Genomic DNA, 22,963 nt, shown 5'->3' on the forward strand with positions numbered 1-22,963 from the left:
GTGAGCTCTCCCTGGAGGTGTTCGAGGCGCTCGGCTGCTCCGGTCTGCTGCGTGTGGACTTCTTCCTGCGCGGGGGCACCGATCCCGTGATCAACGAGGTCAACACCTTCCCCGGGTTCACCTCGCACTCGCAGTACCCCCGGATGTGGCGGGCGGCGGGCCTGCTCTACCCCGAGCTGCTCGACCGCCTCATCCGGACCGCGCTGGCCTGAGGCATGCGAGGGGCCCGCCACGCACGTGGCGGGCCCTGTGGCCGGAGGTCGGGGAAGGGGCTCAGGCGCCGCCCTTCGTCGGCTCGGACGTTTCCGGTTTGCGCAGGTGGTGCACCCATGCGGGCGGGACGTTGGCGAACACCTTCTCGGAACCGACGCCGTAGCGGTCGATCCAGTCCCGCACCAGCCAGCTCGTGCGCGCCTGGCGCAGGTAGTCCTCACGGCGGGCGATGACCGCCTTGACCTCCTTGGTGTACAGGTAGCCGTAGAAGGACAGGGTCCCTCCCGGTTCGAGCACCTCGAAGTAGTAGTCCAGGATCTCCCGGACGGCGTCGGCGGTGAAGTTGGCGAACGGCAGGCCCGACACGATCACGTCGTACCTTCGGTCGGTGCCCATGTCGGTGACGAGCCTGGCGTGCACACGGGCGCTGTCGGCGACCCGGGACATGACCGGGTCGGTCTTCAGCAGGCCCTCGACGTGGGCGGCGAACTCGGGGTTGGCCTCCACGAGGTCGAGGGTGTCCCCGAGGCTCATCGAGGCGGCGATCCCGCGGCTGATCGCTCCGGTTCCGGCACCCGCCTCCAGGACGCGCAGCGGTCGGTCGGGCTCGGGACGCCGTCGGACGTACTCGGCCATCGCGCGGGCGAGGGCGCCGCTGCTGGGGAGGACGGATCCGGTGGCGTGGAAGGTACGCAGCGCCTGACTGAGGAACAGTCGGGTGTCACGCAGGCGCTCGTCCAACCTCAGGGAGGAAAGCGGTCCGGCAGTGCTGTGTGTCTCGGACATACCCGAACGCTAACGCCTCGGGCCCGCGGAGGGGAGGCGGCGCGGCCGTGGCCGCGGAAAACACGGGGCGAACCGTGTGTCCCCACCCGCCGCCCCCTCGGGCCCCGACCTCCGCCCGGACGCACCCGGACGTTCTACCCTGAGGGCATGAGCGAACCGGCCAGTACTCCCGCGACCTCCGCCCACCCCAGGACCGCGCTGGTCACCGGAGCCTCCACGGGCATCGGTGAGGAGTACGCCCTCCGGCTCGCCGAACGCGGCTACTCCCTTGTCCTCGTGGCCCGCCGGGGCGAGGTCCTCGAAGCCCTCGCCGAGGAGCTCGGCCTCCGCTACGGCGTCGGAGTCCAGACCCTGCCCGCCGACCTCGGCACCGACGAGGGCGTCTCCCTCGTCGCCAAGCGCCTGTCGGCCGACGGCGGCGGCGACGAGGCGCCCGTCGACCTGCTCGTCAACAACGCCGGCCGGGGCGACGGCGGGCCCTTCGCCGAGCAGGACCCCGACGAGATCGACGCCATGCTCGCCCTCAACGTGCGCGCGGTCCTCCACCTGGCCCGCGCGGTCCTGCCGGTGCAGATCGCCCGCAGGAAGGCGGGGCAGACCCGGCCCAGGCTGGGTGTCATCAACATCTCCTCCATGGCGGGCGAGATCGCCGCCAACCCCGGCGGTTCGGTGTACGGGGCGGGCAAGAAGTTCGTCTCCCTGTGGAGCGAGAGCGTCGCCGCCGAGGTCTCCGAGCACGACGTGCACGTCACCGCCGTCCTCCCGGGATTCGTGCGCACCGACATGACCAGGGAGGTCCAGGAGAGCGGTCTGCCCGCGTTCGCGTTCGTCCCCAAGGAGCGGGTCGTCCGCGAGTCCCTCGCCGCGTGGGCGGCCGGACGCTCCAGCGTCGTCCCCGGGGCCCAGTACAAGGCGGCCACGGGGCTGCTGCGCTTCCTGCCCAAGCCGGTCGTGCGTGCCGCCGCGCGCAGGGTGTGATGAAGCGGTGGTCCGGGCCCGGCCACCGGACCGTCACCGTCGTGCGGCGCCCGGTGTGGCGTATCCCGCCGACCACATGCTGAGACATCCCGGCTCCGTTGCGGCATCCGACGGCCGGACCGCCTAGGCTGGTAACGCATCTGTCGGTCGAGGAAAGACACCATGAAGACCTTCGAAGAGCTGTTCGCCGAGCTGTCCGAGAAGGCGCGCTCCCGCCCCGAGGGGTCCGGGACCGTCGCCCAACTCGACGCCGGTGTCCATGCCATCGGCAAGAAGGTCGTCGAGGAGGCCGCGGAGGTCTGGATGGCCGCCGAGTACGAGTCGGACGACCAGGCCGCCGAAGAGATCTCGCAGCTCCTCTACCACCTCCAGGTCCTGATGCTGGCCCGTGGCCTGCGTCTGGAGGACGTCTACAAGCATCTGTAGGTCGGCGCGCAGCCATGCGCGTACCGGCCACTGACGGACGTCCCCGTACACGCAGCCACAGAAAGCCGTGAACATGCCCGACATGCTGAGAATCGCCGTGCCCAACAAGGGCCAGCTCTCCGAGCCCGCCGTGGAGATGCTCCGCGAGGCCGGTTACCGGCAGCGCAAGAGCAGCCGCGACCTGGTCATGGTCGACCCCGAGAACGAGACCGAGTTCTTCTTCCTGCGCCCCAAGGACATCGCCGTCTACGTCGGCGAGGGCATCCTCCAGGCGGGGATCACCGGACGCGACATGCTGCTGGACTCCGGCGCCCCGGTGGACGAGGTCCTCCCGCTGGGCTTCGGCGGCTCCACCTTCCGCTTCGCCGCCCCCGGCGGCGCGGACATGACGGTGGCCGACCTCGACGGCAAGAGGATCGCCACGTCCTTCGACGGACTCCTGCGCTCCTACCTGGACAAGCAGAACGTCGACGCCCGCGTCATCCACCTGGACGGCGCGGTCGAGAGCTCCGTCAAGCTCGGCGTCGCCGACGCCGTCGCCGACGTGGTCTCCACCGGGACCACCCTGCGCCAGGCGGGCATGGAGACCTTCGGCGAGCCGATCCTGGTCTCCGAGGCGGTCGTCATCCGTCCGACCGGGGCCGAGGACGACCCCAAGGTCGAGACGCTGCTGCGCCGCCTGCGCGGCGTCCTGGTCGCCCGCGACTACGTGATGATGGACTACGACGTACACGCCGAGCGCCTGGAGGCGGCGGTCGCTCTCACCCCGGGCATGGAGGGGCCGACGGTCTCCCCGCTGCACCGGGAGGGCTGGGTCGCGGTCCGGTCGATGGTGCCGCGCAGGGACGCCCAGCGCATCATGGACGACCTGTGGCAGCTCGGTGCCCGCGCCATCCTGGTCACGGACATCTACGCCTGCCGTCTCTGAGCGGAGGGCCCCGGGGCCCACGGTGGTCGCGGGGCCCCGTCGCGCTCGGTGCCGCTCGTTCCTCCCGGTCGCCCCGGTGCGCCTGGAGGGCGGCACGCCCGACGCCACGGACAGGCCGCCGAGCGCGTGGGGGCGGTCCCGCGTACCCGGACGGACCGTCCGCCCCGCCTGGGCCCCGGAGCGTTCACGCGAGCACTCCCCCTGTGGTGGTGCCCCTGACCCATCCCCCGGCAACACCGTGGTCGGGAACGACCCGGGCGGGACGCGGCCGTACCCGGGCCGCCCGCCCGGGTGTGCGGGCACAATGTGGGGATGGACCAGCGAACCCAGGACACGGCCCCCGATCCCCACGCGCCCGAGGGAGAGACGGTCACGCTGGCGAGGGTGACCGGGGAGACCGGCGGTGACCTCGTACTGCGCCGCTCGGGCGCGCACTACGAGATCTACTCCAACGGCCTGTTCCTCATGGACACCCGGGACGGGACCTCCGAGCGGGAGATGGTGCGCGCCAGCCTCGCCGCCCTCCCGGCGGGCCGCTCACGTTCCCGCGTGCTCATCGGCGGCCTCGGCGTGGGCTTCTCCGCCCGCGAGGCGCTGGACCATCCCCGGGTGTCGCGGGTGGACGTGGTGGAACTCGAACCCCACGTGATCGCCTGGCACGACGGCGAGCTGGGCGAGGCCGCCGCGTACGTGCACCGGGACCCGCGCTGCCGGGTGCTCAACGCCGACATCGTGACGTGGCTGGAGGAGGCCTCCTCCGCCGCCGATCCGGTCCGCTACGACGTGATCTGCCTGGACACCGACAACGGACCCGACTGGACGGTGGTGGAGAGCAACGGCCGCCTCTACGAGGCGGCGGGGCTGGACCGGCTCACCCGCGTGCTCGCTCCCGGCGGGGTCCTGGCCTTCTGGAGCGCCAACGCGGTGCCCGCGTTCGAGGAGTCGCTGCGCGCGCGGTTCGCGTCCGTGGAGATCGTCGAGGTCCCGGTCGCCCGGGGCGTGCCCGACACCGTCTACCTGGCGCGCGAACCTCGCTGACACGAAGGCGGGGAGGCCCCGTCGTCAGTTCGCGGCCTCCCGGGGGACGGGCGTCCAGGCACCGCGGTCGCCCTCGGGCAGGATCGAGACCAGATCCGCGAGCACGTCGCCCGTCTCCCCGAAGAACCGTGCGACCAGCCCGGCCTCCTCGGCGGCGGTCACGTTCCTCGGTGTGTCGTCGACGAACAGGACCGATGCGTCGACGGGTACGCCCGAGCGCTCCCGCGCGATCCGGTAGATCTCCGGGTCCGGCTTGGCCACGCCCACCCGCGAACTGTTGACGACGTGGAGGGCGATCCCGTCCAGCCCGAGCGCCGCCAGGTCCGACTCCAGGCGGGTGGTCGCGTTGGACACCAGCACCACCGGAACGTGCCTGCTCACGGCGGTCAGCAGGGCGGCCATCTCCTGGTTCACCGCGCCGGAGATCGCCGTCCAGTCCGCGACCAGCGCGCGGGCGCGCTCCCACCCGCCGCAGCGGTCGGCCAGCGCCAGGGCGATCCCCTCCCGCCACTCCTCGTCGGACACGCGGCCGGTGATCGCGGGCAGCAGGCGGTCGGGGTGGAAGGCGGTGGCGGCCAGGGCCCCCTCCGGAAGCCCGTACGCCCGGTCGACACCGGGCATGGCGTCCGTGGGCCACAGGCGCAGCACCCCGTCGATGTCGCACAGGACGGCGCCGTAGGGCGGGCCCACCGGGGCTCAGCTCCCGTTGTCGGACATGTAGGCCGTGAACTCGTCCAGGGTGATCAGTCCGTCGCCGTCCCCGTCCATGGCCTCGATCGCCCGCGTGGCCTGGTCCTCGGTGCAGCTGTCCCCGAGACGGTGCATCAGGTCCGCGTACTCCTGGGCGGAGATGCACCCGTCGCTGTCGGCGTCGACGAACGCGAAGGTCGTCGCGTACTCGTTGGTGTCCGGCATCTGTGTTCGTCTCCATGGGGTCGCGGGGGCGGGGTCGGGCGCAAGGTTACCGGTAGGCGCGGCGTGTGTGGAGTCCCGAGAGGGCCACGGGGGAGCTCCCCGGGGCACCCGCCGGACCGCGCGCCATGGACGACCCGTCACCGAACCGATGCTTTCGGTGGTGATGCGACGTTTGGTGCGGTGAATCGAGTCGCCTCCTTCATCTTTCGTTCACCTTTTCTCTCTTCGCTGCTCAGACGCGGGCTCTTGCATGGGAGTGTGCCCGGCGAACGCGCCGGGACTTCCCTGAGACGGGTCGGCGGTCCCCCTGCCGGCTGAGGTTCCAAGAGTCAAGGATTTCCACGTGATCTCTAAGAAGTGGCTTCAGGTCGCCGGTGTCGCCGGAGCTATCCCCTTCGTTCTCACCGCCTGCGGCGGTGGCGGTGAAGCCGACTCCTCTGGCGGTGAGGGCGGCGGCGAGCTGTCCGGCCAGATCCAGATCGACGGTTCCAGCACCGTGGGTCCGCTCTCGGAGGTCGCCGCCGAGCTGTTCATGGAGCAGAACCCCGGCGTCCAGATCTCCGTCGCCATGTCGGGCACCGGCGGCGGCTTCGAGCGGTTCTGCAACGGTGAGACCGACATGAACGACGCCTCCCGCGAGATCTCGGAGGAGGAGATCGCGCTCTGCGAGGAGGCCGGGATCTCCCAGGAGAGGATCACGGTCGCCAACGACGCCCTGGGCGTCATCGTCCACCCCGACAACCCGATCGACTGCATCACCGTCGACCAGCTCAACCAGATCTGGGGCCCGGACTCCTCCGCCACCACCTGGGGCGACGTCGAGGGGCTCGAGGCCGGCGACGCCGCCGACTCGGAGTTCACCCTCTACGGTCCGGGTACGGACTCCGGCACCTTCGACTACTTCACCGAGGCGGTCAACGGTGAGGAAGGCAGCATCCGCACCGACTACACCGACATCGGTGAGGACGACAACGCCGCCATCACCGGTGTCGAGGGTGACGCCAACGCCATGGCCTTCGTCCCCTACTCCTACTTCATGGAGGCCGGTGACGCGGTCAAGCCGCTCCAGATCGACAGCGGTGACGGCTGCACCGAGCCGACCCTGGAGAACGTCCAGTCCGGCGCCTACACCCCGCTGGGCCGCGGCCTCTACGTCTACGCCAGCGACGTCGCCCTCGAGAACCAGGCGTCGGTGGCCTTCATGAACTTCTACATCGAGAACTCCGCCGAGATCACCGAGACCGCCGGTTTCATCCCGCTGACCGACGAGCAGATGAGCACCGCCACCGAGCAGATCGAATCGCTCAGCAGCTAACGACGACCCCGATCTGAGAGCCAGAAAAGCCATGGCAGACAGCAGCATGGCGGCTTCCACGGCCGGCGCGAACCCGCGCCGGCCGTTGGCGGGCGCCGGAACATCCCACTGGGGCGAGAAGCTCATCAAGGTCTTCCTCGCCCTGTGCGCGGCCTTCTCCGTCCTGGTCACGACGGGGATCGTTCTCTCCCTCGTCTTTCCGACGATCAGTTTCTTCGGGCAGATCCCCCTGGCGGAGTTCCTGCTCGGTACGACCTGGGCGCCCGCGTTCGCGCAGGCCTCGTTCGGTGTCCTGCCGATCGTCGTGGGCACCCTGATCGTGGTCGTCACCGCGCTGGCGGTCTCGGTCCCGATCGGCCTGGCCTCGGCCATCTACCTGTCGGAGTACGCCTCCTCCCGGGTACGCAAGGTGGTCAAGCCCGCGCTGGAGGTCCTGGAGGGCATCCCGACCGTCGCGATCGGCCTCTTCGCGTTCTTCTTCATGCGTCCGCTGGCCGAGCAGCTCTTCCCGTTCTTCCCCTGGGACACCCCGTTCTCCATCGGTATCGCCGGTGTGGCCGTGGGGCTGCTGATCGTCCCGCTGGTCGCCTCCGTGTCCGAGGACGCGATGCGCTCGGTCCCCGCGGGGCTGCGCGAGGGCGCCTACGCCCTGGGCGCCAGCAAGATGCGGGTGTCGATGCGGGTGATCTTCCCGGCCGCGATCTCCGGCATCATCGCCGCGGTCGTCCTGGGCACGTCGCGCGCCATCGGAGAGACCATGGTCGTCCTCATCGCCGCGGGCGCGGGGAACCCGAACCTGACGTTCAACTGGTTCGGCTCGGCCCAGACCATGACCGCCTACATCGGCGGTACCGCCACGGGTGACATCTCGCAGGGCACGGTCGTCTACGACACGATCTTCGCGGTGGGCGCCCTCCTGTTCTCGATGACCCTGGTCATGAACATCATCGCGACCCGCCTGGTCCGTCGTTTCCGTGAGGTGTACGAGTAATGGTCATCCAGAAGGGCGAACAGCCCCAGAGGTCACGACTGGCCGTGGCGGGGGCGCGGAGCGCGACCGAGAGCGTGTTCGGCGCGGGTTCGCGTGCCGACCGCATCGGGAACGTGCTCTTCCGCGCCCTGCTGCTGCTCGGCATGGGATTCGCGCTCCTCGGCATGATGGCCATCATCGTCTGGTCGTTCGTCGACGGTATGCCCCGGCTGGACATGAACCTGATCACCGAGGGCCCCTCCTCCATCACGCCGGAGACCGCCGGATACCGCACCGCGATCCTCGGGTCGCTGTACGTGATCGGCGGCGTCATCCTGTTCATCGTCCCCGTGGGTGTGGGCGCGGCGATCTACCTGGAGGAGTACGCCGACCACACCCGGTGGTGGAACCGCCTCATCGAGGTCAACATCCAGAACCTCGCCGCGGTGCCCTCCATCGTCTTCGGCATCCTGGGCCTGGCGTTCATCGTGCGCGGCCCGCTCGACCTCGGCTTCGTCGCCGCCGCCGGATCGCTCACCCTGTCGCTGCTGGTCCTGCCCACCGTCATCCTCGCCTCCAGGGAGGCGATCCGCGCGGTGCCGTCGTCCACCCGACTGGGGTCCCTCGGTCTGGGCGCCACCCACTGGCAGACCATCTGGCACCACGTCCTGCCCGGGGCGCTGCCCGGCATCATCACCGGCGTCATCCTGTCCGTGTCCCGCGCCATCGGCGAGGCGGCACCGCTGCTGCTGGTCGGCGCGGTCACCTTCGTGATGTTCGACCCGTCGTTCTTCGAGGGCCAGTTCTCCGTGCTCCCGGTGCAGATCTACAACTACGCGGGCCGTCCCCAGGAGGAGTTCCGCGTGCTGGCGTCCGCGGGCGTCATCCTCATGCTGGCCGTGCTCCTGGTGATGAACTCCTTCGCCATCTGGCTGCGTAACCACTACGAGAACAAGAACGCGAGGTGAGTCCGGTGCCGGACAACGGTGAGCACGTGGCCGAGCGGACCGCTCCCGGAGGCGTCGACACCGCCTCCCCGGAGGAGACCCCCGTCTTCTCCCTCCGTGACGTGTCGGTCTCCTACGGCGACCACCTCGCCCTGGCGGGCGTGAACATGGACGTCAACGCCAGGGAGGTCACCGCGTTCATCGGTCCCTCGGGGTGCGGCAAGTCGACCCTGCTGCGGTCCCTGAACCGGATGAACGACCTCATCACGGGCGCGCGGGTGCGGGGGGAGCTGCTCTACAAGGGCGCCGACCTGTACGCCCCCTCCGTGGACGCGGTCCAGGTCCGCAAGCGCATCGGCATGGTCTTCCAGAAGCCCAACCCCTTCCCCAAGTCGATCTACGACAACGTGGCCTTCGGCCCCCGCACCGTGGGCATGAAGGGCGACATGGACGGGATCGTGGAGAAGGCGCTGCGGGGCGCCGCTCTGTGGGACGAGGTCAGCGACAGGCTCCGGGACAACGCGTACAGCCTCTCCGGCGGGCAGCAACAGCGGCTGTGCATCGCCCGCGCGATCGCGGTCGAGCCCGACGTCATCCTGATGGACGAGCCGTGCTCGGCGCTCGACCCCGTCTCCACCGTCCGGGTCGAGGACCTCATGGCGGAGCTCAAGGAGCGGTACTCGATCGTCATCGTCACGCACAACATGCACCAGGCGGCGCGTGTGGCCGAACGTACGGCCTTCTTCTCGGTCCAGGTCGACGACGCCGGCAACCGGATCGGCCGACTGATCGAGGCCGGTGAGACGGGAACGATCTTCACCAAGCCGACGGACAAGAGGACCGAGGACTACATCAGCGGCAGAGTCGGATGAGTCGGGTGTCTCAGAGTGGCGTCACACAGAACCGGACCACCGGACAGAGACGGGGCCCGGCCCCTGCTGCTCGCCGCGGAGGGGGACCGGGAGGTGGCCGCCGAGCTCGGTGAGATGCTCTCGGCCGAACCGGTCAACGTCCTGTACTGTGCCGACACCAGGGACGCGCTGGCGCTCCTGGAACGCAGTGCTCCCGACGCCGTGCTTCTGGGCCCCTTTCCGGGGGCCTTCAGCACGCCGGACTTCCTGAGGTGGGTGCGTGTCTCGGACCGCGCCCTGCCCATCGCCGTGGGGATCCCGCCGGGGGAGGCGGACTACGCGGACCGGGTGCGCGCCCTGGGCGCCACCCTGGTCGTGCGGCGGCCGTACCGGCGGGAGGACCTGGCCGGTGCCCTGAGGACGCTGCTCGGCGGACACACGGGGGTCTCGGGGCACTCCGCGGCCCTGGGGCCCATAGAACTCGGGCGACTGCGTATCGAGGGCGGCGCGCCGGAGTTCCTCCTCGACGGTCGGCCGGTGTCCGTGCCCCCCACGGAGTTCCTGCTGCTGCGGTACCTGGCGGAGCGGGTGGGCACCGTCGTCCCCCGGCACGAGCTGGTCCGGGCCGCGTGGGGAGACGCCGTGGTACGCGGCAACACCCTCAACGTCCACATCATGCGCCTGCGCAAGCGGTTGGAGGGCGGGGGTTCCCGGGCGCGGTGGATCAGTACGGTCCACGGGGTCGGCTACCGCTTCACGGTTCCCGACCGGGCGTGAGGGCGGGCGGACCGCCGAGGTCAGGAATGCGCGTCCGCGTCGAGCCGGTAGCCGATGCCCCGCACCGTGTGGATGAACCTGGGCCGGGCCTCGGAGTCGCCCAGCTTGTGCCGCAGGCGCCGAATGTGCACGGCGATCGTGTTGTTGACCGGGGGCAGCGGCTTGTGCCAGACCTCGGTCCACAGCTCCTCCCGGCTGACCACTCTGCCGCTGTGTCTGAGCAGGAAATCCATGATCCCGAACTCCCGCAGCGCCAGGTTGACCGGGCTGCCGTCCACGAACAACCGGTGGCCCAGGGCGTCCAGCTCCAGCGAGCCCGAGCGCAGGGCGGCCGGGGAGGCGGCGCCGTCGGGGCCGCCTCCGTCCGCGCCCGGCAGCGAGCCGCGCAGCAGGGCCGCCAGTTCCGGGATCCGGTAGGGGCGGGTGACGNCGGTGGCCCCGGCCGCCAGCGCGCGCATGGCCCGCTGGGAGTCGCCGGGGCCCACCCCGATGAGGATGGGGATCTCCGTCGCCCGACGGGTCACCCGTACCAGCGTCTCCAGGTCCACCTCGGGCGGGGTCGCGCTGGTCACCAGGGTGTCCGGGCGCATCATCCCCACCCTGAGCAGCGCCTCGGCGCCGTCCACGCACACCGTGATGTCCACGTCGTGCCCGCTCAGCGACAGCACCAGCTGGTGGGACTGCTCCGACTCCGGCTCCACCAGGAGCACGCGGATCGGCCCCTCGGGCCGCCCCGAGCGTTCCGGTGCGCCGTCCTCGGCCGGTGCGGTCGGGAGCGGAACGGTGACGGGAGACGGAAGCGCGGTCATGGGTGGTCCACTTCGTCGAAGGAACGGAGGGGGACAGCGGTCCGATCTGGTGCGGTGACCGGAAGGGTTCACCGGCCCGCCCTGTTCGCCGACGAGGTTGGGCCACTCCGACCACACCAGGAACGTTTCCGGTCGGAATCAGCCGAAGCGACCGCTGATGTAGTCCTCGGTCCGCTGGTCGGAGGGCTTGCTGAAGATCGTCGCGGTCTCGTCGAACTCCACCAGGCTGCCGTAGCGGTCGCCCCGGTCGTCCATGGCCGCGGTGAAGAACGCCGTGCGGTCGGACACGCGCGCCGCCTGCTGCATGTTGTGCGTGACGATCACGATCGTGTAGTCGCTGGCCAGCTCGTACATCAGGTCCTCGATCCTGAGGGTCGCGATGGGGTCGAGCGCCGAGCAGGGCTCGTCCATCAGGATCACCTCGGGGTTGACCGCGATCGCGCGGGCGATGCACAGCCGCTGCTGCTGCCCGCCGGAGAGGGCGAAGGCACTGGCCTTCAGCTTGTCCTTGACCTCGTCCCACAGCGCGGCCTTGGTGAGGGACTCCTCGACGATCTCGTCCAGGCCGTTGCGGACGCCCATGATGCGCGGACCGAAGGCCACGTTGTCGTAGATCGACTTGGGGAAGGGGTTGGGCTTCTGGAAGACCATGCCGATCCGGCGGCGCACCTCGATGGGGTCCACGTCGGGGGAGTACAGGTCCTCGCCGTAGTAGGTGACCTTCCCCTCGATGCGGGCGCCGGGGATGAGGTCGTTCATGCGGTTGAGGGTGCGCAGGACGGTGCTCTTGCCGCAGCCGGACGGGCCGATCATGGCGGTGATCTGGCGGGGACCCACCTTCAGGTCCACGTCGCGCACGGCCTTGTTGTTCCCGTAGTGGACGGAGAGGCCGGAGACGTCGAAGACGGGGTCGCCCAGGCCGGGAACCTCGCGGTTGTACCGGACGGTGTCGGGGGCGACGCCGCGGCCGGTCTCGGTTCCGGAGAGGGATGCGGTGTTGCTGACAGACATGGGGCCACTTCCGTGTCGGACGGTGCTCGCGCGTTCATGGAGGGCGCAACCGGCGGAGCGCGGTCCATCCCATGCAAATATGTGTGTGTGAAGCGCGGGTGAACGATCCCCGTGACCAAGGTGAACGTGGGCGGTGAACTCGGAGGCGCCGTGAACGCGGGGCGTTGGCGGGCCGTCACCGAAAGAGGTCCCTGCGCTGCGAAGAGCCGTGTGGCGGTGCGGCTCGGACCCGTCCGGGGGGAGTGTCGCCCGGCCGGGGCGCGGTGCGTGGAACGGGCGTACAGATGACCGGGTACGAACCCCTTGGTGACTTTTCGGTACGTATGGGCTTCTTTTGCGGCTCCCGTCGGAGGCGGTGAGCCTCCTGCGCACGCCTCCTGTGCGTGTCCCGGCGGGCGGCCTCCGGACACACGGGCGCCCCGGACACCGCCCGCTCGCGCGGGGTGTCCGGGGCGCCCGGGAAGCGGGTCTACTCCGAGGAGGCTCCCTGTTCGGCGATCTTCTGCCGGACCTCCTCCATGTCCAGCTCCCGGGCCTGCGTGATCAGGCTCTCCAGAGCCTCTGAGGGCAGAGCCCCGGGCTCGTTGTAGATGACGGTGCGCTCGCGCACGATCATCAGCGTCGGGATGGACTGGATCTTGAACTCGGAGGCGAGTTCGCGCTGCGCCTCGGTGTCGACCTTGGCGTGCACGATGTCGGTGTGCGTCTCCGAGGAGGTCTCGAACACCGGGGCGAACTGGCGGCAGGGACCGCACCAGTCCGCCCAGAAGTCGATGAGGACGAAGTCGTTGTCCTTCAGCGTCTCCGCGAAGTTGTCCTTGGTGAGCTCGACCGTGGGCACGTGGTCTCCTGATCTGTTCGTGGTGTGGTGTCGACCGTCGGCCAACCGCCATCTCTCAGTGCTACAGCGGTCGTGCCCGCTCGTTTGTTCCGCATGCCTACCGAGAGCCACGAACAGCCCCACCGGACTGGTTGTTTTATGCCATAACACGCCTTACATACCTGTTTGGGAGGAAAGACGAGTGGAGGCTAGGGTCAGGTGACACGGGTTCGACGCGGGAGCCCGGACAAGGGGTGAGCACGTGAAGTTCCTGGTGAAAGGGGGTGGGGACATGGATTCGGAGCCCTCCCCGAAGGACACGGCGGGTGCCGACCGCCCCGTCGACTACCGGTTCACCCTCGCCAACGAGCGCACCTTCCTCGCCTGGGTCCGTACCGCGCTGGCCCTCCTCGCCGGGGCCGTGGCCGTCCTGCACCTGTTGCCACTGGGTTGGGCGGAGGGGCCGCGCACCGTGATCGGCCTGGTGTTGGCGGCGCTGTCGGGGGTGATCACCGTCTACGCCCCGCTGCGCTGGTACCGCGTGCAGCGGATCATGAGTCAGGGCGGGGCCCTGAAACTGAGCGCGCTGCCGCTCATCACCACCTTCGCGGTGGGGCTGGTGTGCGCGCTGGTTCTGCTGGGGAACCTGCTGTGATCACTCCCGTCGACCGCGACGACCCGGGGATGCAACCCGAGCGCACGCTGATGGCCTGGCAGCGCACGATCGCCCTGCTGGTCGTGGTGGGGCTGCTGTTCCTGCGCGGGTCCCTGTCCTCCGGAGACACCGCCTTCCCGGAGACCTCACCCGAGGTGCGCGTGGCGACGATGGCCGCGCTGCTGGTCCTGGGAGGGGTGTTGGGGACGCACGTGTGGCTGCGGTGGCGCGGCAGCGAACACGGCACACGCGCCCCGGGGACCGGGAGGCCGCCGCAGTCCGTGGCGAGCCCGTGGGCGATGGTGCTCCTGTGCGCGGGCGTCCTCGCCTTCGGCTGCGTCCTGGCGCTGACGGTGCTGCTGGGATCCTGAGGGGGTCGGTGAGCGGGGACACCGACGGACATGCCCTATGCCCTGGACGGGCGTGTGGCTGGACCCCCGGTGCGGACCGCCCTCGGCGGGCGCGGGCACACGGGTGCCGCGGGGTGCACGGGCACCCCTGGTCAACGGGGGATCGGAACCGGGCTCTCTCCGCCCGCTCCGGAGCGTGTCGGCCAGCCGAGGCGGAGAGGGCGCCCCGGGCCGGACCACGGCTCGGTTACACCGGCTGGGGAACGGAGCCCCCGGTACGGCGGTGCTCCATGATCGACCGGATGATGTCGTTGAGGTCGCGCTCGGGGCGGTACCCGATCAGTCGCGCGGCCAGCGAGGTGTCCGGGTAGCGGCGCTGCATGTCCTCGTAGCCCTCGCCGTACGCCTCCTCGTAGTCGACGTAGGTGATCGCGCTCGCGGAGCCCGCCAGGTCCACGACCCTGTCGGCCAGGCCCTTGATGGAGACCTCCTCGTGCCCGCCGAGGTTGACGGCCTGGTTGTAGGCCTCGGGCGTGTCCATCAGCCGCAGGAGCGCGGGCACCACGTCGAACACGGAGCCGAAGCAGCGGCGCTGCGTCCCCGTCCCGTACACGGTGATGGGCTCGTTCGCCATCGCCTGGTCGACGAAGCGGGGGACGACCATCCCGTAGCGCCCGGTCTGGCGGGGGCCGACCACGTTGAAGAAGCGGGTGATGACGCACGGCACGCCCGACTCGACACCGTGCACGTAGGCGACGAGTTCGTCCAGGCCCTTGGCCGCGGCGTAGGACCAGCGGCTCTTGGTGGCCGGTCCGTAGACGCGGTCGTCGTTCTCCTTGAGCCCGTCGGCGTCGTTCTTGCCGTAGACCTCACTGGTCGACGCGACCATGTAGGGCACGCGGTGCGCCACGGCCGCCTCCACCACGTTCTCCGTCCCGTGCAGGTTGATCCGCAGGGAGCGCAGCGGGTTGTCGACGATGTTGTACACGCCCACGGCCGCGGCGAGGTGGAAGACGGTGTCCGCCTCCGCGACCAGGGAGTCGACCAGGTCCCGGTCCAGGACGTCCCCCTCCACGAACCGGAACCCGGGTGAGTCCTGCGCGTGGGCCAGGTTCGCCGGGGATCCGGTCGACAGGTCGTCCAGGACGGTGACCTGGTGACCTCGGGCGATCAGGTGATCACACAGGTGAGAGCCGATGAAACCGGCTCCGCCGGTGACTACGGTCTTCATGGTTTCCCCTCCACTTACGGTGTTCTTCTGTTGTCTGCGGGGATGGCTCGTGTGCGGCCGAGGGGCCGCGTGCGGCGGAGCGGTACACGGGTGTTCCGTGGCCCGCTCCGCCGCCTGGGTCCGCGCTCCGTCAGGCCAGGTGGCGCAGGACGTGAAACCCCTCCCCGAGCGCCACGCCGGCCTGCATGCCCCGCAGGACGGCGAGGCTGCGCAGGGTGAGTTCGGAACGCGTGTGCGGGTGCTGGTGGCTCTGCGAGCTGTACAGCTGCATGCCGTGGAGCTTGTCGATGATCTGGACCTCGTCCAGCTCCACGATGAGGTTGGGCGGGCACAGCGGCTCCGAACGCCAGTGGTCGGCGGCCTCCTCGTAGGCCAGCACCAGCCGCGGGTGGTGGCGCATCGCGGTGTTGGACGGGCGCAGGGCGGTGTGCACGGCCTCGAACACGGCCCGGTGGTCCTGGTTGTAACTCGCCTGGTGCGGTGCGAGCACCACGGTCGGGCGGACCCGCTCGACCGACAGAGGGCTCTCCCGCTCGATCAGCTGGGTGAGGTCCACCCGGGCGACGGAGTCGAGCCGCAGGTGGTACTGGTCGCCGGGCAGGGCCATGTGCCAGTCGTCCCAGCGGAAGTGGTCGGCGACCTTCTTGATCTCCGCGTAGCGCTCCTCGGCGGTGGAGAAGCCCTTGGGGGACATGTCGGCGGTGTCCCCGACGGTGATGAACTGGACGAACACCTCGGCACCCGCGGCCTTGGCCTTGCTCATGAGGCCGCCGCAGCCGAGCGTCTCGTCGTCGGGATGGGGCGCGAACACCAGGATGCGTTCCTGGGACCAGTCCGTCATCATGCGGTTTTCCGTCCTTTGCCTAGAGAGCGATCGGGTTTTTCCCGAGGAGCGCCGCCGGCGTGGTGGCGCGGCGGTGTCGTGGACCCTGGCGCGGGTCAGCTCTGGGTTCTCGTCTGCCGGAGGAGGTGTAGCGCCTCCGGACCGGTGTTGAGGAGAAGATCGATCGCCGACAGACGAGGAACGAAGTCGGCTGGGCCGCGCGCGTGCTGCGGGTACACGGGGTGGCGGAAGTCCTGCCACTCGACACCGATCCCGTAGCGGCGCAGGACGCCGGGCTCCAGATAGTCCCGGGCGCCGTCACCGGAGAGCATGGTGTCCGCTCCCGTCTTGGCGCAGATCTGGGCGAGGAGCTCGCTCTTGCGGCCGGGGAAGTCCCCGATCTCACTGGCCAGCAGCAGTGGGGTGTCGATCCCGAACCACCGCATCAGCATGCGGGTGGTCGCCACCGCCAGATCCGCGAGGCTGTCCCACTCTTCTTCGTACAGATGGGCGATTTCGTCGCGGTAAACCCTCCAGTAGGGGGCCTTGCGGTAACAGTGTTCCGCGAGTGCCTTGTAGTGCCTGTGTTTCCAGTTCTGGCTGTTGTCAACACGCTTGTCCCGTATGCGATCGTCCCGGTTGCCCTGTATGACCGGAACGGTGAGCAGAACGGGTTTCGCGCTCCCCAAGACATAGTTTCGGTTCTGCCATCCGCGGCGTTCGAACTGGACGTTGTCGAGTATGACGAAGCGGTCAGAACGGTCGATCTTGTCCAGAAGGCCCAACCATGGCAGGTAGTGCGGCTGGTGCAGTGCCACCGTGCACCCTGCGGTGTCCTTCCTGTTCATGGTGGTTCGGCTCCCCGTTTCGGTGTCCTGCGGGTCGTGAGCACGATCAGACGAGGGGGATGACGGAGCGCTGATCACGCCGAGGATTCTCCTTCTCTCCGTAGGTCACTTTCCACAGTCTTTTCCGGAACCTGGACGTTCTTGGGCAATCCGGCGACGACTCGTGTCTTCGCCTCCCAAATATCCTCTTATGGTTACCACCTCACGCAAGTCCGTGGATACGATTTGCGTGGCCTACATAGGACGCGAACACGGGTGAACCTTCTGGTGTCGTAGGGCGTCAACCTAACGCCGGCTTTGCGGGTTAATGTCGGTCCGAAACCGTGAACTTCGGAGGGGTCCTAGCGCTGTGCGTATCGCGCGTTTCATCGGTGGCCTGCTGACGGGGCTCATCGCCCTGTCCCTGGCCGTGGCACTTTTCGTCTACTGGTTCGGCTTCGCGACGGACATGGCCGAAGCCGCCGGCCTGGGCGCCTTCGGCTACGTGTTCCTGTGGCTGGCCTTCGGCGCCAACCTGTTGCTGTGGACCGTGATCGGACTCGTGCGCCTGGGCGACGACTCGGTGCGCGCCGTGGTCCGGCCCCGGCGGATCGGGCACCGCGAGCACCGCGGACACCGCCGTGCCGTCGGCGGACGCGAACGGGTCCTGGTCGGCGCGGGCGGTCCGGGCGGGAGCGGCGCCCTGGCCGGTGCGTCCGACGGGGGCACCGCGGAGGCCGTGGGAGTCCCGGAACCCGGGGAGGTCGCGCCGCCGGACGGCACCGCCGCCCCGAACGCCTCCCTGGCCGTCATCATCCCGGCGCACAACGAGGAACCCGTCATCGGCGGGGCCATCGCCTCGGCGATGGGGTTGTTCAACCGCTGGGACGTCTACGTGGTCTCGGACTCCTCGAAGGACTCCACCGCCCAGATCGCGGCCAAGACCGGCGTGAACGTCCTCGAACTCCTCACCAACCGCGGCAAGGCCGGGGCCATCGAGGCGGTCATCGAGGAGTTCGCGCTGACCGAGAACTACGACGGCGTGCTCATCCTGGACGCCGACACCGAACTCGACCCCGGGTACGTGGAGGGTGCCCGGCGGCAGTTGGCCGACCCGTCGGTGGCGGCCGTCGCGGGTTTCGTCGTCTCGGAGTGGAAGCCGCGTGAGCGCGGCTTCGTGGGCCGGATGATCTCCGCGTACCGTGACCGCCTGTACTTCATGCTCCAGTACCTCATGCGCTTCGGGCAGACCTGGAGGCACGCCAACACGGCCTTCATCGTGCCGGGCTTCGCCAGCGTCTACCGCAGCGAGGCGCTGAGGGAGATCGACGTCAACCCGAAGGGCCTGGTGATCGAGGACTTCAACATGACCTTCGAGGTGCACCACAAGCGCCTCGGTCGGGTCTCGATGAACCCCGACACCAAGGCCTACAGCCAGGACCCCTTCACCTTCCGGGACTACTACAAGCAGGTCACCCGGTGGACGCTGGGCTTCTGGCAGACCGTTCGGCGCCACCGGCTGTGGCCGAGCGTGTTCTGCGCGTGCCTGGCGCTGTACATCCTGGAGGTCGTGCTGGTCTCCGCGACGCTGCTGGTCACCGTCGTGGTCGGACTGTTCGTCCTCGTCGGGACGGTCGGCGGGGAGTTCTTCATGGGCCTGCCCTACCTGGGGGAGGCCTTCACCACGGTCACTGCCTTCCTACCGCTGCTGGCGATCGCCATCGGTCTGTTCATCCCGGACTACATGCTCACCTGCCTGATGGCGGCGATCCGTCGGCGGCCGTCCTACCTGCTCTACGGCCTGCTCTTCCTGCCGATCCGGATGGTGGACGCCTACCTCACGCTGCGGATGATCCCCAAGGCGTGGACCACCGAGTCCGACGGCCGGTGGAGCAGCCCCGACCGGGTCTCGGGAAGGTGATCCCACCTGCGGTGATGTGAGATCGTCCAGCCCCGGGCACCCCGGGCGCCCGGGGTGACGGACAGCGTTTAGGCTGAGTCTCGCCCGCTCGCGGCCCTCCCGGCTCCGGAGCGGGGCCGCAGTCGTCGGATGGGGATCAGCCGTGGACAAAAGACGAGTGTCGTTCGCGTTGTACCGGGTGCTCGCGTACGTGACCGGAATCTTCCTTCTGGGGCTGACCTTCGTGGCCATGCCCGCCAAGTACCTCGTCGGGGAGACCGCCCGGTTCTCCCTGGTGGCCGCGCCGCAGGGCATGGAGCACTGGTTCGGTCCCGAGTCGCCGCTCATGCTGTTCATCGCGATGCCGCACGGCTACATCTACATGGCCTACGTCCTCGTGGTCCTGTGGGTCGCCCTGGACCGCCGCTGGGGCGCCGGGCGCACGCTGGGCGTGGCGCTCGCGGGCACGATCCCCGTGCTCGGGTTCGTGGTCGAGCACCGGATCGTGAGGTCGGAGCAGGCCGGGGACCGGGAGGCCGTCCGGGCTCAGGAAACCGCCGCCGCTGGCTGACCCTCCGGGGAACGGGACTCCCGGAGCTCCCGGCGCATCATGATGATCCAGAAGACCATGGCGGAGACGCCGAACATCGCCCACTGCACCGTGTAGCTGAGGCTGCGCCAGTTGATCGTGATCTCGGTGGGGGGCTCGGGCGGTGGCGCGGGGACGAGCGAGGCGGTGGCCGGGTCCCCCTCGGGCAGGGTGACGTAGCCCTCGTAGAGCGGGTGGTCCCACTCGTTGATGAGGACGGACGTGGCGATGCGGGAGACCTGGCCCTCGGAGACCTCGACGGGCACGGCCCCCTCGGACTTCACCGGCGGCAGCAGCCAGCCCCTGACCGTGACCTCGCCCCCGGGCACGGGCGGGACGTCCTGGCCCTCCTCGGCCCATCCCCTGTTCACGGTGACGGCGGCGCCGTCGTCGGTGACCAGGGGCACGATGACGTCGTAGCCGAGTACGCCGTCCACGACGCGGGGCACCAGCAGTTGGGCGTCGGCGTCGTAGTGGCCGGAGGCCTCCACCGCGCTGTTGGCGAAGGAGTCCGGGTGCATGTACTCACCCGGTTCGAGCAGGTCCGTGAGGGGCACGGCACCGGCGAGGTCCTCGACGGGATTGGTGATGACCTCGCGGTCGGGCTCGAAGGCGCGGACGAACTGCCACGCGGTGCCGGCGACGCAGACGACGCCGACCAGGATCGCGAGCAGGTGGATGCCGAGCCACCGTGGGCTGAGGAGCGGTGATCTCACCAGACCAGGCTAAGCGCGGTCCCCGAGCGCCCTGTCATGACCCCGGGTTGACGCTGTCACCAGGTCCTTGGCCCTCCACCTGCCGAGGAATGACGATCACTTTAAGTAGTTTCTGGTGACGGAGGGTTGTTCTTCGAGGGTGGTGTGGGTAGTGTCTCTATCAACGCGGAACGACAGGGTCGATTCCGCGGCAGGCCTTCAAGGCCGCGACTCCAGGGGGGAGGAGTCGCTGGCCGCTTCCCGGCGCGAGGGTCGCTTCCGTACTTTGAGGGGGGATGCGGAAGCGACCCTCGCCACCTTTTCGGCGAGGGGCGTTCCCACATCGGTGGGGACGCCCCCGTTGTGTGTCCGGGCGTGCTCGGACGCGCGGTGTCAGGGGGTGTCCCGGATCCGCCGCTCGCGTAGGTCGGTGACATGGCGCGCGGCGGTCGTGAGGTCGTTGTCGTCGTGCAGGACGACCAGCCCGTGGTGGGCGGCCGTCGCGGCGATGAGCAGGTCCACCGAGGACAGGGCACGATGCGCGCCCGAGCGCAGAAGCCGGTACTGGGCGGACTCCACCCACTGCCAGGCGCTCTTCGGTGTGGGGACGTCCGGATACAGGGCATCGAACATGTCGTTGAACTGCTCGTACTCGTCCAGGTTGCGCGCGGAGCGCCGGAACTCGGTACGTTGTACCGCGCAGGAACCCACGGTTCCCTCGGCGATCACCTCCTGCCATGCCCGCCTGTGCTTCTCGTCCCGGAGTACACGCCACAGGGCGGACGAGTCGATCAGGTAACGGATCACTCGTACGGCTCCTTCTCCGCCGCGCGCCGTTCCTTCCAGCCCTCGTAGTTCCAGCCTCTCGCCAGTTCGGCGAAGTGCTCCAGGGCCGCGATGCGTCGGTGTCGCGCGGTGTACTCCCGAAGGGCCAGGTTCACGGTCTCCTTCTTGGTGTGCGCGCCGGACAGGCGCATGGCCTCCCGCAGCGCCTCGTCGTCAACGTCGATCTGGGTCAGGCTCATGCTTCACTCCGCATCATGGTCATGTACATGATCCATGTCGTCCATGTACATGGCCATGATAGCGGTGCGTCGTGCCGGGGTCAGCCCATGGTCTTCTGCCCGTCCAGGGACTCACGCAGGATGTCGGCGTGTCCGCAGTGCTGCGCCGTCTCGCGGATCATGTGCAGCAACACGTCGCGCGCCGACCACGAGGTGTCCTTCGGGAACCACGGCGCGTCGGGGAGCTTGTGACTGACCTCCAGGTCCGGCAGCTCGTTGACGAAGGCCTCGGTCTCCTTCGCCGCCAGCTCGTAGTCAGCCAGGACTCCGGCGAGGGTCTCGCCGTCCAGCAGCCGGAAGGTGTTGGCGTGCTCCTCCCAGGTGGCCGGGTCCTCGTAGTCCACGTCCTTCCCGCGCGTGGAGCCCTCGCGGATGAACCGCATCCAGTTGCGCTCGACCGCCGTCACGTGCTTGACCAGGCCGCCGAGGGTCAGATCGCTCGCCGTCGTGCGACGCGTCGCCTGTTCGTCGTCCAGCCCCCTGACCGTGAAGAGCAGGAAGTCGCGCTGCTCCGCCAGGATCCGCAGGAGGGCCGCGCGCTCGACGTCCACCGTGTTCGTCGCCGTTGCCACCATGACCACCGCTTTCTCGTCGTGTCCGACTCGGTACGGAAGGACTCTAGAAAGCGTGGCGGTCAGGTTCTGTCCTCCACTTGGCGGAAACGGGGAGAAGTGTGCAGGCCCCGAACGGGCCCCTGCCGATAACCTGGTGTCCGGCGATTTGGGAGGTGTCACGGCCATGGCCGCACTCCAGTACCGGTTCGACGGACCCGGGCACGCGCCCGTCGTGCTGCTCCTGCCGCCCCTGGGCACCACGATGTCGGTCTGGGAGCCACAGCTGTCCGAGCTGACCCGCGACCACCGGGTCCTGCGGGTCAACCACCGCGGCCACGGCTCCTCTCCGGCGCCCGAGGGCCCCTACACCGTCGAGGAACTCGCCCTGGACCTGCTCGGGCTGCTGGAGTCGGAGGGCCTCACCCGGGTCAGCGCGGTCGGTGCCGGGCTCGGCGGCGCGCTGCTGGTGTGGATCGCGGCCAACTCCCCGCGCACCCTGGAACGCCTCGCGCTGCTGGCCCCCGCGCCCCGCACGCCACGGACGCACCGGTGGGACCTCCTCGCCTCGCGCGTGCGAGGGGGCGGCCTGGAGGCGGTGGCCGCCGAGGTGGTGCGGCCCTGGTTCACTCCCGACATGGGCGAGGAGCACCCGGAGGTCGTGGCCCGGCTCACCGAGGAGTTCGGAGGGCTGGACCCGGACGGCTTCGCGTCGGTATGCGACGCGCTCGCCAGGATGGACCAGCGTCACCTGGTCGCCTCCGTGCGGGTGCCGACCCTGGTGGCGTCGGCCGCACACGATCCGCTGCTGCCGCCCGGGCACGGGTGCAGGCTGGCGGACGGGATCCCCGCCGCCCGGTTCGAGGTGGTCCCCGGCGCCGCGCACCTCCTCGGGGTGGAACGCGCGGACCGGGTGAACGAGCTGCTGGTGGAGCACCTGGCCCGCTGAGGGAGGAGCGTCCCCGGGCGGCGGGGTCAGTCCTCGGCCACGGGGATCAGCGGACAGTTGATCTCCAGCAGGTAGCCGTCGGGGTCGCGGAAGTGTGCCGCGCGGATGCCCCAGGCGGTCCAGTCGCGCGGTTCCATCACCAGGCGGGCCCCGTTCGAGACCAGCCTGGCCGCGGTGGCGTCCACGTCGTCCACCGCGAAGACCACCGCGAACCGGTCCTGGTGGGGCAGGGCCGGGTCGGCCATGTCGGTCTCCAGTGCCTCGGCCATCACCTCACGCTGGTTGATGGCCAACCGGGTCCCCGACTCCACGTCGAACTCGGCGTAGCGACTGCTCTCGTCCCCGCGCAGCAGGGGGAGTTTGAGGACCTCGGAGTAGAAGCGGAAGCAGGCCTCGTAGTCGTTGACGAGGAGTCTGATGTTGCTACAGCGCATGGGGCCTCCTGGCAGTCGGTGACGGTGTCCTCACCATTGTCCCGTTCCGGGTGCTGAATGAACGGTTGTCCACACCCGGGTTTTTCTCTCTCCCCGGTTCCGTGTCCGAAA

The 22,963-nt window shown here is 69.5% G+C and carries 28 protein-coding genes and 1 pseudogene; 15 read left to right on the plus strand and 14 right to left on the minus strand.

Features of this window, described 5'->3' with window-relative positions; all coding sequences use genetic code 11:
- Positions 1-212 (plus strand): annotated as a pseudogene (locus D455_RS31380) (D-alanine--D-alanine ligase); the annotation flags it as partial.
- Positions 213-273: 61 nt separating this feature from the next.
- Here D455_RS31380 and D455_RS0122485 read toward each other — a convergent pair.
- On the minus strand, positions 274-999 hold the full coding sequence (locus tag D455_RS0122485) for a class I SAM-dependent methyltransferase (protein ID WP_026122884.1): 726 nt from the start codon (positions 997-999) through the stop codon (positions 274-276).
- A gap of 147 nt (positions 1,000-1,146) precedes the next feature.
- Between D455_RS0122485 and D455_RS0122490 the strand changes: the two genes are divergently transcribed.
- From D455_RS0122490 to D455_RS0122505, 4 genes are all read left to right on the plus strand, one after another.
- Positions 1,147-1,977 carry an SDR family NAD(P)-dependent oxidoreductase gene (locus tag D455_RS0122490; RefSeq protein ID WP_017572940.1) on the plus strand — a complete coding sequence of 277 codons (831 nt, stop codon included), beginning with the start codon at positions 1,147-1,149 and terminating at the stop codon, positions 1,975-1,977.
- Between the two features lie 162 nt (positions 1,978-2,139).
- Complete coding sequence (locus tag D455_RS0122495) at positions 2,140-2,403, plus strand: phosphoribosyl-ATP diphosphatase (RefSeq protein WP_013156366.1); 264 nt, start codon at positions 2,140-2,142, stop codon at positions 2,401-2,403.
- Between the two features lie 73 nt (positions 2,404-2,476).
- Positions 2,477-3,331: an ATP phosphoribosyltransferase gene (gene hisG / locus D455_RS0122500; RefSeq protein WP_026122885.1), complete on the plus strand. Its 855-nt coding sequence runs from the start codon at positions 2,477-2,479 to the stop codon at positions 3,329-3,331.
- A 312-nt stretch (positions 3,332-3,643) separates the two neighbouring features.
- Entirely contained in the window at positions 3,644-4,369 is a 726-nt protein-coding gene (locus D455_RS0122505; protein ID WP_017572942.1) for a spermine/spermidine synthase domain-containing protein, read from the plus strand.
- A gap of 24 nt (positions 4,370-4,393) precedes the next feature.
- On the opposite strand, the gene D455_RS0122510 is transcribed toward D455_RS0122505, so the two are convergent.
- Both D455_RS0122510 and D455_RS0122515 read right to left on the minus strand, forming a co-directional pair.
- Positions 4,394-5,059 (minus strand): HAD-IA family hydrolase, encoded by a 666-nt coding sequence (locus tag D455_RS0122510; protein ID WP_017572943.1) that lies wholly within the window; start codon positions 5,057-5,059, stop codon positions 4,394-4,396.
- Positions 5,060-5,065: 6 nt separating this feature from the next.
- Positions 5,066-5,284: an EF-hand domain-containing protein gene (locus D455_RS0122515; RefSeq protein WP_017572944.1), complete on the minus strand. Its 219-nt coding sequence runs from the start codon at positions 5,282-5,284 to the stop codon at positions 5,066-5,068.
- 343 nt (positions 5,285-5,627) lie between these two features.
- On the opposite strand from D455_RS0122515, the gene D455_RS0122520 reads away from it, so the two are divergent.
- The 5 genes from D455_RS0122520 to D455_RS0122540 are packed head-to-tail and all read left to right on the plus strand — an operon-like array spanning position 5,628 to position 10,144.
- Entirely contained in the window at positions 5,628-6,599 is a 972-nt protein-coding gene (locus tag D455_RS0122520) for a PstS family phosphate ABC transporter substrate-binding protein (protein ID WP_017572945.1), read from the plus strand.
- Positions 6,600-6,630: 31 nt separating this feature from the next.
- Positions 6,631-7,590 (plus strand): phosphate ABC transporter permease subunit PstC, encoded by a 960-nt coding sequence (pstC, locus tag D455_RS0122525; protein WP_017572946.1) that lies wholly within the window; start codon positions 6,631-6,633, stop codon positions 7,588-7,590.
- Positions 7,590-8,537 (plus strand): phosphate ABC transporter permease PstA, encoded by a 948-nt coding sequence (gene pstA, locus D455_RS0122530; protein WP_017572947.1) that lies wholly within the window; start codon positions 7,590-7,592, stop codon positions 8,535-8,537. Before pstC ends, pstA begins: the two co-directional genes overlap by 1 nt.
- A gap of 26 nt (positions 8,538-8,563) precedes the next feature.
- The gene (gene pstB / locus D455_RS0122535; RefSeq protein ID WP_206539290.1) at positions 8,564-9,388 is read left to right on the plus strand and encodes a phosphate ABC transporter ATP-binding protein PstB; all 825 of its coding nucleotides are present in this window, start codon (positions 8,564-8,566) and stop codon (positions 9,386-9,388) included.
- 15 nt (positions 9,389-9,403) lie between these two features.
- Complete coding sequence (locus tag D455_RS0122540; RefSeq protein ID WP_241480331.1) at positions 9,404-10,144, plus strand: response regulator transcription factor; 741 nt, start codon at positions 9,404-9,406, stop codon at positions 10,142-10,144.
- Between the two features lie 20 nt (positions 10,145-10,164).
- Here D455_RS0122540 and D455_RS0122545 read toward each other — a convergent pair whose 3' ends face one another.
- The 3 genes from D455_RS0122545 to trxA all read right to left on the minus strand — a co-directional run bounded on the left by D455_RS0122545 (position 10,165) and on the right by trxA (position 12,805).
- Positions 10,165-10,953, minus strand: a complete 789-nt coding sequence (locus D455_RS0122545; protein ID WP_017572950.1) for a winged helix-turn-helix transcriptional regulator — start codon at positions 10,951-10,953, stop codon at positions 10,165-10,167.
- 138 nt (positions 10,954-11,091) lie between these two features.
- Entirely contained in the window at positions 11,092-11,964 is an 873-nt protein-coding gene (gene pstB / locus D455_RS0122550) for a phosphate ABC transporter ATP-binding protein PstB (RefSeq protein WP_017572951.1), read from the minus strand.
- 469 nt (positions 11,965-12,433) lie between these two features.
- Positions 12,434-12,805: a thioredoxin gene (trxA, locus tag D455_RS0122555; protein WP_017572952.1), complete on the minus strand. Its 372-nt coding sequence runs from the start codon at positions 12,803-12,805 to the stop codon at positions 12,434-12,436.
- Between the two features lie 271 nt (positions 12,806-13,076).
- On the opposite strand from trxA, the gene D455_RS0122560 reads away from it, so the two are divergent.
- Both D455_RS0122560 and D455_RS0122565 read left to right on the plus strand, forming a co-directional pair.
- Positions 13,077-13,439, plus strand: a complete 363-nt coding sequence (locus D455_RS0122560; protein WP_026122887.1) for a YidH family protein — start codon at positions 13,077-13,079, stop codon at positions 13,437-13,439.
- Positions 13,436-13,810: a DUF202 domain-containing protein gene (locus tag D455_RS0122565; RefSeq protein ID WP_017572954.1), complete on the plus strand. Its 375-nt coding sequence runs from the start codon at positions 13,436-13,438 to the stop codon at positions 13,808-13,810. The genes D455_RS0122560 and D455_RS0122565 overlap by 4 nt, the downstream gene beginning before the upstream one ends.
- 226 nt (positions 13,811-14,036) lie before the next feature.
- Here the strand turns inward: D455_RS0122565 and D455_RS0122570 are convergent, their stop codons facing one another.
- From D455_RS0122570 to D455_RS0122580, 3 genes are all read right to left on the minus strand, one after another.
- Complete coding sequence (locus D455_RS0122570; protein WP_017572955.1) at positions 14,037-15,020, minus strand: NAD-dependent epimerase/dehydratase family protein; 984 nt, start codon at positions 15,018-15,020, stop codon at positions 14,037-14,039.
- Positions 15,021-15,150: 130 nt separating this feature from the next.
- Complete coding sequence (locus D455_RS0122575) at positions 15,151-15,864, minus strand: PIG-L deacetylase family protein (RefSeq protein ID WP_017572956.1); 714 nt, start codon at positions 15,862-15,864, stop codon at positions 15,151-15,153.
- 95 nt (positions 15,865-15,959) lie between these two features.
- Positions 15,960-16,691, minus strand: coding sequence for a WbqC family protein (locus D455_RS0122580; RefSeq protein WP_026122888.1), 732 nt, complete (start codon positions 16,689-16,691; stop codon positions 15,960-15,962).
- Between the two features lie 349 nt (positions 16,692-17,040).
- On the opposite strand from D455_RS0122580, the gene D455_RS0122585 reads away from it, so the two are divergent.
- Complete coding sequence (locus D455_RS0122585) at positions 17,041-18,591, plus strand: glycosyltransferase family 2 protein (RefSeq protein WP_017572958.1); 1,551 nt, start codon at positions 17,041-17,043, stop codon at positions 18,589-18,591.
- Between the two features lie 142 nt (positions 18,592-18,733).
- Positions 18,734-19,141, plus strand: coding sequence for a DUF3817 domain-containing protein (locus tag D455_RS0122590; RefSeq protein ID WP_026122889.1), 408 nt, complete (start codon positions 18,734-18,736; stop codon positions 19,139-19,141).
- Here the strand turns inward: D455_RS0122590 and D455_RS0122595 are convergent.
- The 4 genes from D455_RS0122595 to D455_RS0122610 form a co-directional block, all read right to left on the minus strand.
- A complete protein-coding gene (locus tag D455_RS0122595; RefSeq protein WP_017572960.1) occupies positions 19,117-19,875 on the minus strand; it encodes an SURF1 family protein in 759 nt (252 codons plus the stop codon). The two genes, D455_RS0122590 and D455_RS0122595, sit on opposite strands and share 25 nt — an antisense overlap.
- A 372-nt stretch (positions 19,876-20,247) precedes the next feature.
- Positions 20,248-20,661 (minus strand): PIN domain-containing protein, encoded by a 414-nt coding sequence (locus D455_RS0122600; RefSeq protein ID WP_017572961.1) that lies wholly within the window; start codon positions 20,659-20,661, stop codon positions 20,248-20,250.
- A complete protein-coding gene (locus tag D455_RS0122605) occupies positions 20,658-20,879 on the minus strand; it encodes a type II toxin-antitoxin system VapB family antitoxin (protein ID WP_017572962.1) in 222 nt (73 codons plus the stop codon). Before D455_RS0122605 ends, D455_RS0122600 begins: the two co-directional genes overlap by 4 nt.
- A gap of 80 nt (positions 20,880-20,959) precedes the next feature.
- Positions 20,960-21,493 (minus strand): DinB family protein, encoded by a 534-nt coding sequence (locus D455_RS0122610; RefSeq protein ID WP_040685063.1) that lies wholly within the window; start codon positions 21,491-21,493, stop codon positions 20,960-20,962.
- 163 nt (positions 21,494-21,656) lie between these two features.
- Between D455_RS0122610 and D455_RS0122615 the strand changes: the two genes are divergently transcribed.
- Positions 21,657-22,418: an alpha/beta fold hydrolase gene (locus D455_RS0122615; RefSeq protein ID WP_017572964.1), complete on the plus strand. Its 762-nt coding sequence runs from the start codon at positions 21,657-21,659 to the stop codon at positions 22,416-22,418.
- A 26-nt stretch (positions 22,419-22,444) separates the two neighbouring features.
- Here D455_RS0122615 and D455_RS0122620 read toward each other — a convergent pair whose 3' ends face one another.
- Positions 22,445-22,852 (minus strand): VOC family protein, encoded by a 408-nt coding sequence (locus D455_RS0122620; protein WP_017572965.1) that lies wholly within the window; start codon positions 22,850-22,852, stop codon positions 22,445-22,447.
- Positions 22,853-22,963 lie beyond the last annotated feature (111 nt).

Source organism: Nocardiopsis halotolerans DSM 44410 (genome assembly GCF_000341065.1).
GTDB classification, from domain to species: Bacteria; Actinomycetota; Actinomycetes; order Streptosporangiales; family Streptosporangiaceae; genus Nocardiopsis; species Nocardiopsis halotolerans.

Bases quoted from the DNA above. Each gene is read 5' to 3' on its own strand.
- D455_RS0122485 (WP_026122884.1), bottom strand. From the start codon at position 999: ATGTCCGAGACACACAGCACTGCCGGACCGCTTTCCTCCCTGAGGTTG.
- D455_RS0122490 (WP_017572940.1), top strand. From the start codon at position 1,147: ATGAGCGAACCGGCCAGTACTCCCGCGACCTCCGCCCACCCCAGGACC.
- D455_RS0122495 (WP_013156366.1), top strand. From the start codon at position 2,140: ATGAAGACCTTCGAAGAGCTGTTCGCCGAGCTGTCCGAGAAGGCGCGC.
- hisG (WP_026122885.1), top strand. From the start codon at position 2,477: ATGCCCGACATGCTGAGAATCGCCGTGCCCAACAAGGGCCAGCTCTCC.
- D455_RS0122505 (WP_017572942.1), top strand. From the start codon at position 3,644: ATGGACCAGCGAACCCAGGACACGGCCCCCGATCCCCACGCGCCCGAG.
- D455_RS0122515 (WP_017572944.1), bottom strand. From the start codon at position 5,284: ATGCCGGACACCAACGAGTACGCGACGACCTTCGCGTTCGTCGACGCC.
- pstC (WP_017572946.1), top strand. From the start codon at position 6,631: ATGGCAGACAGCAGCATGGCGGCTTCCACGGCCGGCGCGAACCCGCGC.
- pstA (WP_017572947.1), top strand. From the start codon at position 7,590: ATGGTCATCCAGAAGGGCGAACAGCCCCAGAGGTCACGACTGGCCGTG.
- pstB (WP_017572951.1), bottom strand. From the start codon at position 11,964: ATGTCTGTCAGCAACACCGCATCCCTCTCCGGAACCGAGACCGGCCGC.
- D455_RS0122560 (WP_026122887.1), top strand. From the start codon at position 13,077: ATGGATTCGGAGCCCTCCCCGAAGGACACGGCGGGTGCCGACCGCCCC.
- D455_RS0122570 (WP_017572955.1), bottom strand. From the start codon at position 15,020: ATGAAGACCGTAGTCACCGGCGGAGCCGGTTTCATCGGCTCTCACCTG.
- D455_RS0122575 (WP_017572956.1), bottom strand. From the start codon at position 15,864: ATGATGACGGACTGGTCCCAGGAACGCATCCTGGTGTTCGCGCCCCAT.
- D455_RS0122580 (WP_026122888.1), bottom strand. From the start codon at position 16,691: ATGAACAGGAAGGACACCGCAGGGTGCACGGTGGCACTGCACCAGCCG.
- D455_RS0122605 (WP_017572962.1), bottom strand. From the start codon at position 20,879: ATGAGCCTGACCCAGATCGACGTTGACGACGAGGCGCTGCGGGAGGCC.
- D455_RS0122610 (WP_040685063.1), bottom strand. From the start codon at position 21,493: ATGGTGGCAACGGCGACGAACACGGTGGACGTCGAGCGCGCGGCCCTC.
- D455_RS0122615 (WP_017572964.1), top strand. From the start codon at position 21,657: ATGGCCGCACTCCAGTACCGGTTCGACGGACCCGGGCACGCGCCCGTC.
- D455_RS0122620 (WP_017572965.1), bottom strand. From the start codon at position 22,852: ATGCGCTGTAGCAACATCAGACTCCTCGTCAACGACTACGAGGCCTGC.